The sequence below is a fragment of the Providencia sp. SP181 genome (assembly GCF_050446505.1).
GTDB lineage: Bacteria > Pseudomonadota > Gammaproteobacteria > Enterobacterales > Enterobacteriaceae > Providencia > Providencia vermicola.
Map to the genome: position 1 here is coordinate 104,318 of NZ_JBBPXM010000003.1, position 13,075 is coordinate 117,392.

General features: G+C 43.2%; 12 protein-coding genes. 4 read left to right on the forward strand and 8 right to left on the reverse strand.

Going from position 1 to position 13,075, the window contains the following annotated elements; genetic code table 11:
• Positions 1-8 precede the first annotated feature (8 nt).
• The gene (gene pyrB / locus AABS66_RS06230; protein WP_206083264.1) at positions 9-944 is read right to left on the reverse strand and encodes an aspartate carbamoyltransferase; all 936 of its coding nucleotides are present in this window, start codon (positions 942-944) and stop codon (positions 9-11) included.
• Between the two features lie 74 nt (positions 945-1,018).
• On the opposite strand from pyrB, the gene AABS66_RS06235 reads away from it, so the two are divergent.
• Positions 1,019-1,279, forward strand: coding sequence for a hypothetical protein (locus tag AABS66_RS06235; RefSeq protein WP_206083266.1), 261 nt, complete (start codon positions 1,019-1,021; stop codon positions 1,277-1,279).
• A 12-nt stretch (positions 1,280-1,291) separates the two neighbouring features.
• Here the strand turns inward: AABS66_RS06235 and AABS66_RS06240 are convergent, their stop codons facing one another.
• The 3 genes from AABS66_RS06240 to argF all read right to left on the reverse strand — a co-directional run bounded on the left by AABS66_RS06240 (position 1,292) and on the right by argF (position 3,859).
• Positions 1,292-1,804 (reverse strand): hypothetical protein, encoded by a 513-nt coding sequence (locus AABS66_RS06240; protein ID WP_430224698.1) that lies wholly within the window; start codon positions 1,802-1,804, stop codon positions 1,292-1,294.
• Between the two features lie 103 nt (positions 1,805-1,907).
• A complete protein-coding gene (locus AABS66_RS06245; RefSeq protein WP_206083270.1) occupies positions 1,908-2,411 on the reverse strand; it encodes a fimbrial protein in 504 nt (167 codons plus the stop codon).
• A gap of 422 nt (positions 2,412-2,833) precedes the next feature.
• Positions 2,834-3,859 carry an ornithine carbamoyltransferase gene (gene argF, locus AABS66_RS06250; RefSeq protein ID WP_206083272.1) on the reverse strand — a complete coding sequence of 342 codons (1,026 nt, stop codon included), beginning with the start codon at positions 3,857-3,859 and terminating at the stop codon, positions 2,834-2,836.
• Positions 3,860-4,021: 162 nt separating this feature from the next.
• Here argF and rraB point away from each other — a divergent pair, with 162 nt between their 5' ends.
• Positions 4,022-4,435: a ribonuclease E inhibitor RraB gene (rraB, locus tag AABS66_RS06255; protein WP_042845698.1), complete on the forward strand. Its 414-nt coding sequence runs from the start codon at positions 4,022-4,024 to the stop codon at positions 4,433-4,435.
• A gap of 68 nt (positions 4,436-4,503) precedes the next feature.
• On the opposite strand, the gene AABS66_RS06260 is transcribed toward rraB, so the two are convergent.
• The 4 genes from AABS66_RS06260 to pepA form a co-directional block, all read right to left on the reverse strand.
• The gene (locus AABS66_RS06260; protein ID WP_206083274.1) at positions 4,504-4,998 is read right to left on the reverse strand and encodes a GNAT family N-acetyltransferase; all 495 of its coding nucleotides are present in this window, start codon (positions 4,996-4,998) and stop codon (positions 4,504-4,506) included.
• 170 nt (positions 4,999-5,168) lie between these two features.
• The gene (locus AABS66_RS06265) at positions 5,169-8,039 is read right to left on the reverse strand and encodes a valine--tRNA ligase (protein WP_206083783.1); all 2,871 of its coding nucleotides are present in this window, start codon (positions 8,037-8,039) and stop codon (positions 5,169-5,171) included.
• A 35-nt stretch (positions 8,040-8,074) separates the two neighbouring features.
• Positions 8,075-8,524 (reverse strand): DNA polymerase III subunit chi, encoded by a 450-nt coding sequence (locus AABS66_RS06270; RefSeq protein ID WP_206083276.1) that lies wholly within the window; start codon positions 8,522-8,524, stop codon positions 8,075-8,077.
• Between the two features lie 480 nt (positions 8,525-9,004).
• On the reverse strand, positions 9,005-10,516 hold the full coding sequence (pepA, locus tag AABS66_RS06275) for a leucyl aminopeptidase (RefSeq protein WP_206083278.1): 1,512 nt from the start codon (positions 10,514-10,516) through the stop codon (positions 9,005-9,007).
• A 339-nt stretch (positions 10,517-10,855) separates the two neighbouring features.
• Here pepA and lptF point away from each other — a divergent pair, with 339 nt between their 5' ends.
• Together lptF and lptG are read left to right on the forward strand one after the other, a co-directional pair.
• Positions 10,856-11,953, forward strand: coding sequence for an LPS export ABC transporter permease LptF (gene lptF, locus AABS66_RS06280; protein ID WP_206083280.1), 1,098 nt, complete (start codon positions 10,856-10,858; stop codon positions 11,951-11,953).
• Entirely contained in the window at positions 11,953-13,029 is a 1,077-nt protein-coding gene (gene lptG, locus AABS66_RS06285; RefSeq protein ID WP_206083281.1) for an LPS export ABC transporter permease LptG, read from the forward strand. The genes lptF and lptG overlap by 1 nt, the downstream gene beginning before the upstream one ends.
• The last annotated feature ends 46 nt before the right edge of the window (positions 13,030-13,075 follow it).

Consider the following 13,075-nt stretch of genomic DNA (forward strand, 5'->3'; position numbering starts at 1 on the left):
TGTCCTCCTCAGATAGCCAATTCTTTATTTAAAACCAGTGATAGCAACGCTTGGCGTGCATAGATGCCGTTACCTGCTTGCTGGAAGTAATACGCATAAGGGGTGCTATCAACATCGACTGTGATTTCATCGATACGTGGTAGTGGGTGCAAGACTTTTAGATTCGATTTTGCCGAGTGCAGGTCTTCAGCACGCAAGATAAATTGCGCTTTTACATTGGCATATTCAGATGGGTCGAGGCGCTCTTTTTGGACGCGAGTCATATACAGAATATCTAACTCTGGCATGACTTCATCAATGTTATTGTGCAGGCTGTAAGTCGCCCCTTTTTCTTCCAAAATATGCAAGATATGGTTTGGCATGGATAGTGCTTCTGGTGCGATAAAGTAGAAGTGATTGCCTTCAAACTTAGATAAAGCCTGCGTCAGTGAGTGTACTGTTCTGCCATATTTTAGGTCACCGACCATTGCCACTTGTAAGTTTTCTAAGCGGCCTTGTGTTTCTTGGATAGTAAATAAATCCAGTAGCGTTTGTGTGGGGTGCTGGTTAGAACCATCGCCCGCATTGATAACAGGGATTTTGCCAGCAAACTGGCTAGCTAAACGTGCCGCACCTTCTTGAGGATGACGCATCACGATTGCATCAACATATTGGCTGATAACCGAAATCGTATCCGCTAACGTTTCGCCTTTTTTCCCCAACGATGTATTTGTGCTATCAGAGAACCCTACGACTGAAGCACCTAAGCGGTGGATCGCCGTTTCAAATGATAAACGGGTCCTCGTTGATGCTTCAAAGAAACAACTCGCAACGACTTTATGTTTTAGAAATTCAGGTTGTGGCTGTTTTTTTAATGACGCAGCCACGTTGAGCACAAGCTCAAGGTCTGAGCGGTCTAAATCGTTAATCGAAATAATATCGCGAAGATATAAAGGATTCGGCATGGTTGTTCTCCTTTGTCAGCAAGACATGTTAGGTCTATAGGCCAAAAAAAAGCCCCTCAATGAGGGGCTTTTTTATGAATACGGAGGGGAAAAACAGGCTGTCCAGACCGCTCGAAGGCAGTGCGTTGGAGGTGTTCTGTGTAAAAAATACAACAGCAGCGTTCATGGTTTCTCCCGACAAATTGTGGCGCATTATACGCATGTCTCTCGCTGACGCAAGCGTTTGCATAAAGAAAAATAAATTTTTTTTATTTTTTGTTTTTAGATTGAAAATTAAGCAAGCAGATAAAAAATTAAAAATCAGCAAGATGGAAAAATTTCCGCCGTCGTTATAGTCGGGGAATTATTTATGGGTAATCTATCGCCAAATTTCCTGCGAGGTTAAACGAGTGTTCGCCATAATCTCCAACAGTATTTGGAGCGATTCTCACGAGTGCTGCATCGAGATAATAAATTTTTTGGTTTTGAGTCATCGTAATAGCAATGCTTTTATTTGGTAGGATTGCCTCTCCCTGCCAACTCAGTTTGACGGCGTGCGCTTTACTCGAAGTCTGGAATAGCTGACTAGAATGGACACTTGCAGGGGCTGTAAATGATAACTGCGCACTCATTGTTGTTCTGCAGTCAATCGAAAGCGGAATTTTGTGTGTTCCAGTTTCTTGCCCCATTTTTTTAGAGGAAATAGGCCCATGAGTAAAATTTGAAAAAGAAGAGTTATCGGTAATTTGACACAATAATGGGGCATTTGAAAATGTTCCATTAATACGGATAGGCATATTTTGTGTTGCAGATAAAGAGTAAGGTGTAATACCGAATAATAATATAGATGGAATAAATATTTTTAATTTAATGGCATGCATTATAAATATCTCAAATAAAATAAGCGTTATTACTCATTTATTAGTATCAAACATTTTGAACTGAGTGATAATGTTACTCAGTTCAAAATGTAGAGATGATATATTACTGGTAAGTAATAGCTAAATTACCGATGATATCAAAAGTATGGTTACCAAAATCATTTGGACTGTTGGCAGATAAGCGTTTCATACTTGTCTGGAAAGTAATATGGTTAGTACCTTGACTAATTTTAATATCATTAGACTGACCAGGTTTTACTTCAGTGCTGTTGTATTTTAATTTAACACCAAAAGCATCACTCGATGTTTTAAATACATCAGGTGCATTTGGTGCATTATTGGCACTGAACGTTAACTTTGCGTTGGCAGGAAATTCGCAGGTAAAGTTTAAATATCCTGAGCTTCTGTAGGATGTTTCATCACCCACTTTTTCTAGCGTGTTAATCGCGCCGAAAGCAGTGGTACTTTCAAGCTTAGCATCAGTACAAGGTTGGGTAACATTAGAGAATGTGCCTTTAATATTAATTGGCATATTTTGAACAGCGGATAGAGCAGGTAAAGAGACACAGACAAGCAATGCTAAACCACTTTTTTTTAGCAAGTTCATGAAAAAATTCCTTTTAATTAATATTAAGATTAAATATTTTAGTCAATATATTATTTTTATTGAAGAGAGATAGTGAAAATAAAGATATAATTTTTGGTTTAATGAGCAATACAAGGTTAAATTCTTTTTTTAAACTGTAGTAGATTAGTTGGTTTAAATTTCTAGCATAAGTACTTAATGATATTTTTTTAATTTAATAATTTAATTTTAAATTGCACGTTTAATTACGTAAGTATTATTTTATCTTTTATGGTTAATTTTCATGGGTTATTTAAAATAAGTTAAATGTGTTAATTTATTTAAACTGAAAACGATATTAAAATAGAATGCAAAAACCTTATAGTTTTTTTAGAGGGGATTTTTGACCTAATGCGGTTGTTGTTATCCCCTCAACCCAATAGCTGGCGTTGAGGGGGGGGAGTTTAGAAAATATTATTAGGTAACTCAGGTGCTAATGTTGCTACCATCACGGCCTTAATCGTGTGTAAACGGTTTTCTGCTTGGTCGAAAACAATGCTATAAGGGGATTCAAACACGTCCTCGGTGACTTCTAAACCGCCGTACATATTGAATTCTTTCGCCAATTGCGCGCCGAGTTTGGTGTCTTCATTGTGAAATGCAGGTAAGCAATGTAGGAATTTGACATTCGGGTTACCTGTTAACTTAATTACATCCATATTGACCTGATACGGTTTTAACAGGTTAATTCTTTGCGCCCAAACTTCCTTGGCTTCACCCATCGACACCCACACATCCGTGTAAATAAAGTCTGCACCTTTAACCCCTTCGGCAACATCTTCCGTGAGCGTGATTTTTGCCCCTGTGGTTTTGGCAACGTCTAGGCAAGTATCAATCAACGCTTGCTCAGGCCAGCAGCTTTTAGGCGCCACTAAACGTAAATCTAACCCCGTCAGTGCGGCAGCTTCTAACATAGAGTTACCCATGTTATTGCGTGCATCGCCTAAGTATGCAAATTTGATTTCAGAAAATGGGGTGTTTGGTCGGTGTTCTTGTACGGTAAGTAGGTCGGCTAATAACTGTGTGGGATGGAATTCGTTAGTTAGTCCATTCCATACAGGCACTCCCGAGTGTGCGGCTAGTACGTCAACGGTGCTTTGTGCGAAGCCCCGATATTGGATACCGTCATACATCCTACCGAGGACTCTTGCAGTATCTTTCATGGTTTCTTTGTGGCCAATTTGGCTGCCTGAAGGCCCTAAATAGGTGACTCTAGCCCCTTGATCAAAGGCACCGACTTCGAAAGCACAACGGGTACGAGTGGAGTCTTTTTCAAAGATCAGAGCAAAATTTTTCCCCGCAAGCAGAGGTTGCTCTGTACCTGCTTTTTTTTCTGATTTTAACCATGCTGAAAGCTTTAACAGTGAATGAATTTCGTTAGAGGTGAAATCTAATAATCTTAGAAAATGCTTACTATAGAGGGGATTCATAAAATGCAGCCTTTTTTGATTGAATTAATATTCAATTTATATTCATAAAAATTCAAAATCAACCCCCAATGAAAAAGAATTATTCTGAAAAGTATGGTTTCACTGTTAACCCTATGGGAGAATGGCGCAGAGAATAGCGATAATGGAATAAGGGGTGTGGATATGGTTGATAAAGCGGAACTCGACGCGCAGTACGAAGAAACTCGTCTAATTATCGAAGAATTACTGGAAGATGGCAGCGATCCTGACGCATTGTATGCCATTGAGCATCACTTTTCAGCGGATAACTTTGCGTTATTAGAAAAAGCTGCGGTTGAAGCGTTCAAACTGGGCTATGAAGTGACAGACGCAGAAGAGCTCGAAATCGAAACGGGTGAAACATTAATGTGCTGTGATGTAATCAGTGAAAGTGCATTAAATGCAGAATTAATTGATGCACAAGTTGAGCAATTAATGAAACTGGCTGAAAAAATGGGCGTCAACTACGATGGTTGGGGCACTTATTTTGAAGATCCAGATGCCGAATATGATGATGAAGACGGTGACGATATCGAACCAGAAGACCGCGTTCATTAATTATTAGTCACATCGTTCAAATACTTAAAAGGATAGCTAAAAACTATCCTTTTTTGTTTATGATAGAACTATAACGCCTTCAACATGCGAATTTCACAGTCGCTATGGCCTGTGCTTCCGAGAGCTTCATCAATAAATTCAAAGCCTAACTTTTCATACAGCTTAATGGCTGCTTGTAGTTCTTTTGTGGTTTCCAAATAGCAGCGAGTATAGCCTTGTGATTTGGCAAACTCTAATGACATCAACACAATTTGCTTCGCTAAACCTTTGCCACGTAGAACCGAAGACAAATACATTTTTTGTAGTTCAGCTGTTTTATCATCACCGCCTGCCAGTTGTGACACGCCGCCACCCCCGACAATCTCCCCATCCATTTCCACCACCCAATAAGCGCTACGTGGTTGGCTATAAACTTCAAATAAGGTGTCTAAAATAGGATCAGCCACTGCGAAGCCTTTGTCCGCGGTTAAACCATGTTCTGCAGAAACCTCACGGATTACTGAGGCAATCCCTGCATTGTCTTGTTGCTCGATAAGACGAACTTTGTAGTTTTGTGTTGTCATGTGAAACTCTTGATTATTATTGTGTACAACTCAGTGTAGAGAGAACCTGAAGGGCACTTCAATCTGAGAACTGCGAACGCAGTCTTTTAATGATACGCGAATTAGTCAGCAAGAAAAAGCCCTTATCCGCGAACGAATAAGGGCTTTCAAACTGATTGATTAATCAATGATTATAAAGAGGCGATCGTCACTTTCTGCGCTTCAATTTTCGCTTTCGCTTCAATATTGGCAGCGAGGCGCTCACGTTCTTTTTCGACAACCGCAGCAGGTGCGCGGCTGACAAAACCGTCATTGGCCAGCTTGCTTTCGATAGTGTCGATTTCTTTCGTGACTTTTTCCAGCTCTTTATCTAAGCGTGCTAATTCTGCGTCTTTATCGACTAAGCCCGCCATTGGGATCAACAGCTCTGCACCGTTAACCAGTTTGGTCACAGACACAGGAGCCTCTTCACCGTCCGCTAAAACACGGATTGTTGCAAGGCGAGCCATCGATTTGATAAAGTTTTGGTTCTCTTCAACGCGACGTTGTGCATCTGCTGAAGCGCCGCGCAGCATGACATCCAGTGGTTTACCTGGGGAGATATTCATTTCAGCACGAATATTACGTACTGCAATAATCGCTTCTTTGATCCACTCAAGGTCGTTGAGCGCTAGCTCATCCACTTTCGCCGCATCAAATTCAGGGAACGCTTGTAACATAATGGTATCGGCTTCGATGCCTTTAACCACTTTCACCCGCTGCCAGATAGTTTCAGTGATAAACGGAATGATAGGGTGTGCAAGGCGCAGTAAGCCTTCAAGCACTTCAATCAGCGTGAAACGTGCTGCACGAACTTGGGCTTCGTTACCTTTATGAACCGCAGGTTTAGACAGCTCTAAGTACCAGTCACAGAATTCGTTCCATGTGAAATCGTACAGGATATTCGCTGCGATATCATAACGATAGGTATCCAACGCTTCACGGTAAGCTTTAACCGTTTGGTTAAACTCTGCCATGATCCAGCGATCGGCTAATGAGAAGCTCATTTCGCCCCCGTTTTGGCCGCAATCTTGATTTTCTGTGTTCATCAGCACGAAACGGCTTGCGTTCCAAAGCTTATTACAGAAGTTACGGTAGCCAGATAACCGCTTCATATCCCAGTTGATGTCACGACCCGTTGAAGCCAGTGCCGCTAAGGTGAAACGCAGGGCGTCAGTACCATGAGCTTCGATACCTTCTGGGTATTCTTTGCGAGTACGTTTAGCAATTTTTTCAGCCAGTTGTGGCTGCATCATGTTGCCCGTACGTTTTTCTAGCAGGTCTTCCAGTGAAATCCCGTCAATCATATCCAATGGGTCAATCACGTTCCCTTTGGATTTCGACATTTTTTGGCCTTCTTCATCACGAATAAGACCTGTCATGTAGACGGTTTTAAATGGTACTTGTGGCTCGCCGTTTTCATCTTTGATGAAATGCATGGTCATCATGATCATACGGGCAATCCAGAAGAAAATGATATCGAAGCCGCTGACTAATACATCTGTTGGGTGGAATGTTTTCAGGGCATCGGTATTTTCTGGCCAGCCGAGTGTCGAGAACGTCCATAGGCCTGATGAGAACCAGGTGTCCAGCACGTCTTCGTCTTGGCGCAGTGCAACATCTGCCGATAAATTATTTTCACGGCGAACTTCGTCTTCATCGCGACCGACGTAAACATTGCCTTTTTCATCATACCATGCAGGAATGCGGTGACCCCACCATAATTGGCGAGAAATACACCAGTCTTGAATATCGCGCATCCAAGAGAAATACATGTTTTCGTATTGGCGTGGGACGAATTGAATTCGGCCATCTTCAACGGCTTTGATAGCGTCTTTCGCTAAAGGTGCAGTACGCACGTACCATTGGTCAGTTAGCATTGGTTCGATAACAACACCACCGCGGTCGCCATAAGGTACGGTTAAATCGTGTGGTTTAACTTCAACTAATAAGCCGAGTGAATCGAATTCAGCAACGATGGCTTTACGTGCAGCAAAACGCTCCATTCCACGGTAGTTTTCAGGAATTTCACAGCTGTACGCGGTAGATGGGTGCCCGTTAGTATCAAAAACTTCCGCTTCGTGACGAACGTTACCGTCTAAGTCCATCATGTTAATCATGGTTAACTGATGGCGTTTACCCACTTCATAGTCATTAAAGTCATGAGCTGGGGTGATTTTCACGCAGCCTGTGCCTTTTTCCATATCTGCGTGTTCGTCACCCACAATTGGAATACGGCGATTAATAATTGGTAGAATGATTTCTTTACCAATTAAATCTTTATAACGTGGATCTTCGGGGTTAACTGCAACACCCGTATCCCCTAACATGGTTTCAGGGCGAGTGGTTGCAACCACTAAATAATCTTTGCCTTCAGCCGTTTTTGCGCCATCAGCCAGAGGGTAGCGCAGGTGCCACATGGAACCTTTGATTTCACGGTTTTCGACTTCAAGGTCAGAAATCGCGGTATGCAGTTTGGGATCCCAGTTAACCAGACGTTTGCCACGGTAAATCAGGTTTTCTTTGTACATGCGTACGAAAGCTTCTTTAACCGCTTTGGACAGACCTTCGTCCATGGTGAAGCGCTCGCGATCCCAATCAACAGAGTCACCTAAACGGCGCATTTGTTGGGAAATTGTGCCGCCTGATTCTGCTTTCCACTGCCAAATTTTGTCGATGAACGGCTCACGACCGTAATCGTAGCGAGTTTTACCTTCTTCTGCCGCGATTTTACGCTCAACCACCATCTGGGTTGCGATACCCGCATGGTCAGTACCCGTTTGCCATAAGGTATTTTTACCTTGCATACGCTGGTAACGGATCATGGTATCCATGATAGTTTGTTGGAAAGCGTGCCCCATGTGCAGGCTACCCGTGACGTTCGGTGGTGGAATGACGACACAGAAACTGTCCTGGGTGGTATCCCCATTAGGTTTAAAATAACCGCTTTTCTCCCAATGAGCATACAAGTTTTGCTCAATCTCTGCGGGGTTATAGGTTTTATCGAGCGAAGGCTCATTCATTGGGCTATCTGGTTTCTTTTCCATCGTCTTTATATTCAGTAAGTTGGCGGCGTCGCCATAGTCAAATTGAAGCCGACGCTACGGTATGTTTTATACCGTTCACGCGCCAACTGTTTTAAAGTTTCATCAATAGGTACGAAGTCTATCACTTCATGGAAAGCTGTTGCAAAATCTGCGAACTTCGACTGCAAATTAATCAAAATATCCCGCGGCGTATTACCCCGCTTTGTTGGCCAACAAATTTCAATGGGTGCACCATAACGAGGGCCTTCTCCAGCCAAATTATGCGGCACAAACTGATGAGGGTCACGTTGCCACAAAGCTTCATCAATCTTTTCGGCTTGCTGCTGTGTTTCACAAGCAATCAAAACCCGCTTCCCATGACGCCACATTTGTGCGGCAAGCTCACACGCTAACCATTCGTGGGCTTCGTATTCAGCTTGTGGGGAGGGCTGGTCAAGTTGATAGAATGTACCTTTTTTCATAATACCCGTTATACCCGTCATACTTAAATTTGTAGGGGTGTTGGCTTCGCGCTTTCACCTTAGTCACATACTTTTGTATGCTCCTAAGGCCTCAAGCCCTTGCCGCCTACCTACAAATTCAATTATTTAGGGTATAGCTAAAAATGCCATACTTAAATTTGTAGGGGTGTTGGCTTCGCGCTTTCGCCTTAGTCACAGTCTTTTGTCTGCACCTAAGGCCTCAAGCCCTTGCCGCCTACCTACAAATTCAATTATTTAGGGTATAGCTAAAAATGCCATACTTAAATTTGTAGGGGTGTTGGCGACACTTTTTAAGTCGCCTAGCGCAAGATGATATCTATGCTGAATTATATCCTTTTTTGTGGCTGCCTCAAAATGGCTTTATGCGTGTAGCGAAAACCAAAAAAACAATATCCCGAATCGCTATTGCTCATCGGGATATTTTTATGGACGAAGTACAGCGATTTCACCTAAACGGGATTATTCGTCACCATTTAAGCCAGCACGGTTCAATAAGAACTGCGCTAACATGGAAACAGGGCGACCTGTTGCCCCTTTCGCTGCGCCTGAACGCCATGCTGTTCCTGCGATATCGAGGTGCGCCCAGTTATATTTGGTCGCAAAACGAGATAGGAAGCAGCCCGCAGTGATCGCACCCGCTGGACGCCCACCCGTATTCGCTAAATCCGCAAAGTTCGGCGTGATTTGGTCAAAATACTCATCCGCTAACGGTAAGCGCCATGCTCTGTCACCTGCTTGCTCAGAGGCATTTAACAGCTCATGCGCCAGAGGATTATGATTCGACATCAAACCGGTGTAGTGGCTACCTAAAGCAATCACACACGCACCTGTTAGGGTTGCGATATCGATAACCAATTCTGGGTCAAAACGCTCAACGTAGGTCAGCGCATCACATAACACTAAACGACCTTCCGCATCGGTATTTAACACCTCAACTGTTTGGCCTGACATGGTTGTGAGAATATCACCAGGGCGATAAGCACGGCCACCTGGCATGTTTTCACAGCCAGCCAGTACCCCAATCACGTTGATAGGCAACTGTAACTCAGTGATAAAGCGCATCACACCGTAAACAGACGCGGCACCACACATATCGTATTTCATTTCATCCATGCCATCGGCAGGTTTGATTGAAATACCGCCTGAGTCAAAGGTTAAGCCTTTGCCTAACAGAACGATTGGTTTGCTCTCTGGGTCTGGATTGCCTTTATACTCCATGATGGACATCAGGGATTCATTCTGTGAACCTTGACCCACTGCGAGATAGGCATTCATACCCAATTCTTTCATTTGTTCTTCACCGATCACGCGAGTGGTCAGTTTGCTGTCTGAAAGGTCTGCTAATTGGCGTGCTTGAGACGCTAAATAACCCGCATTACAGATGTTTGGCGGCATATTGCTCAAGTCTTTAGCGGCTTTAACACCCGAGGCGATAGCCAGACCGTGAGAAATTGCACGCTCACCGCTGGTCAGTTCACGGCGAGTTGGTACATTAAACACCAATTTACGCAGTGGACGGCGATGTTCTGTTTTATTACTTTTCAGTTGATCAAACACATACAGCGATTCTTTTGCAGTTTCGACGGCTTGACGGACTTTCCAGTAGTTATTGCGGCCTTTTACATGTAATTCAGTTAGGAAGCACACAGCTTCCATTGAGCCTGTTTCATTCAGAGTACTAATTGTTTTCTGAATAATTTGTTTAAATTGGCGCTCGTCTAACTCGCGTTCTTTACCGCAACCGATAAGTAGAATGCGTTCAGACAGAACGTTAGGCACATGATGGAGTAGCAGGGATTGACCTACTTTACCTTCAAGTTCGCCACGGCGCAGCAGGGCGCTGATATATCCGTCACTGATTTTGTCCAACTGTTCAGCAATTGGGGACAGACGGCGTGGTTCAAAGACACCGACAACGATACATGCGCTGCGTTGTTTCTCCGGGCTACCACTTTTTACACTAAACTCCATGCGTTCTCCTGAATCTTAAAGACAAAGGCCGATGCTCCCGCTAAAATTAGCGTTTCGCATGATCTACCTCATAGAGAATAAACTCTTTATGTTAAACTAACCATCTATACGCGAAATAACTCACGTTGTATGCTGTTTATCGCGAAACAACGTGAAGTATGGCAAGTATATCTGGTTTCACGAATATTAAGCATGTTCTGATATTTCAATCAGTATAGAGAATGCTTTTATATCATTCTAGCCATACAATAAACCAGAGTATATGTTAGTAAATGGCAGACATTTAACGAACTTAGCCATTTTCTTCCCAAAAGACAAGTTTTCACAGGCGTAATAAGCGTGATCATTATTAGATATTTGGTACGGGAAACCCTGAAAAGTCAGTTAGCCATACTTTTTGTATTGATGCTAATCTTTTTTAGCCAGAAGTCGATAGACATTCTGGGCGCAGCTGTTCAGGGCAATATTCCCTCAAACTTAGTACTTCCTTTGTTGGGGTTAGGTGTGCCTGAAATGGCGCAGCTTATCTTGCCTTTAAGCCTATTTCTTGGGCTATTGATGACATACAGTAAACTTTACACTGAAAGCGAAATTACGGTGATGCATGCCTGTGGCTTGGGCAAAAGTGTGTTAATTAAAGCCGCGTTAGTTCTTGCCGCGATCACCGCCATGGTCGCGATTGCCAATATTACATGGATGTTGCCATGGTCATCGCAATATCAAGAACAAGTGCTTGCGGATGCAAAAGCAAATCCAGGGCTTGCGGCAATGGTGGAAGGGCAATTTAAAACCACAAAAGATGGCAACTATGTGCTGTATATTGGTGATGTTAAAGGAAGCAACTTTAAAAATGTTTTCCTCGCCCAGTTACGTGCGGCGAACGAACAGCGCCCTTCAGTTGTCGTGGCAGATAGCGGCTATATGAAAGAAGATCCAGACGGTCGCCAAGTGGTTGTTCTTAATGAAGGAACTCGCTACGAAGGAACGGCATTGCTGCGAGATTTTCGTATTACAGATTTTGTGAATTATCAAGCAATTGTGGATCATCAATCAGGTGAAACACGTAATGACCGTGTTGAGCAAAAAAATATGCTGCAACTGTGGGAGGAAAATACCCCAGAAGTCAATGCAGAGTTTCACTGGCGCTTGACGATTGTTTTCTCTGTGGTGGTCATGGCCTTGATGGTGGTGCCATTAAGTGAAGTGAACCCGCGTCAAGGGCGCGTGCTCAGTATGTTGCCTGCAATGTTGCTGTATTTAATTTTCTTCTTGCTGCAAAGTACCTTACGTAATAGTGCAGATAAGGGTGATATTGACCCGCGTTATACTATGTGGGCGGTGAATTTAGGCTACTTGGTCTTGGCGGTGATCCTCAATACGTGGAATACAGTCCCAATGCGCCGTATGCGTCTTAAATTGAGTAAAGGGGCAGCTTGATGTTTGGAGTTTTAGATAGATATATCGGGCGAACCATCCTAAATTCCATTTTGGTGACGCTATTTTTATTGGTTTCGCTGTCTGGGATCATTAAATTTGTCGAGCAGCTTCGCAAAGTCGGTGATGGTGATTACACTGCGTTGAGTGCAGGGGTGTTCACCCTCTTGACCGTACCAAAAGACATCGACATTTTCTTTCCGATGGCTGCGTTACTAGGTGCTTTAATGGGACTTGGCGCATTGGCCTCGCGTAGTGAGTTAGTCGTTATGCAAGCCTCGGGTTTTACACGCTTGCAAATCGCCTTGTCTGTCATGAAAACGGCTATTCCTCTGGTGATTGTCGCGATGTTTATTGGCGAGTGGGTTGCGCCCGCGGGTGAGCAATGGGCGCGAAATTACCGTGCAGAAAAAATTGTCGGTAACTCGTTAGTCGTGACAGATGAAGGAATGTGGGCGAAAGATGGTCGTGACTTCATCCATATTCAGCGCATTAACAATTCAACATCGATCCAAGACATCTCTGTTTATCGCTTTGATGAACAACAAAAATTAAAATCGGTGATGTTTGCTTCAAGTGGTGAGTATGATACCGCTAATCAGCAGTGGGTGTTATCTCAAGTGGATGAGTCAATTTTAAGCAGTGAGAAAAAAATCACAGGTTCACAACGACTTAGTGTTGATTGGAAAACGAATCTGACCCCTGAAAAACTGGGAATTGTCTCTCTGAATGCGGATTCGTTATCAATCCGCGGACTGTATCAATACGTCTCATACCTTAAAGAGAGCGGCCAAGTGGCGGCGGTATATGAGCTGAGTTTGTGGAAAAAAATCTTAGCTCCATTGTCTGCGGCGGTCATGATGTTAATGGCGGTTTCCTTTATTTTTGGGCCATTACGTACCGTACCCATGGGTGTGCGAGTCGTATCGGGGATTGTCGGCGGTTTCTTATTTTACGTGCTAAACCAAGGGTTTGGTAACTGGAGCCTTGTCTATTCGGTTCCACCCATTATTGCTGCTATCTTGCCAAGTTTACTGTTCTTAATTGTCAGTATTGTCTTATTAGTCAAACGAAAATAATCGTTTTGTTATTGATAAAAGGCTGTGGGTCTTCGGATTTCACAGC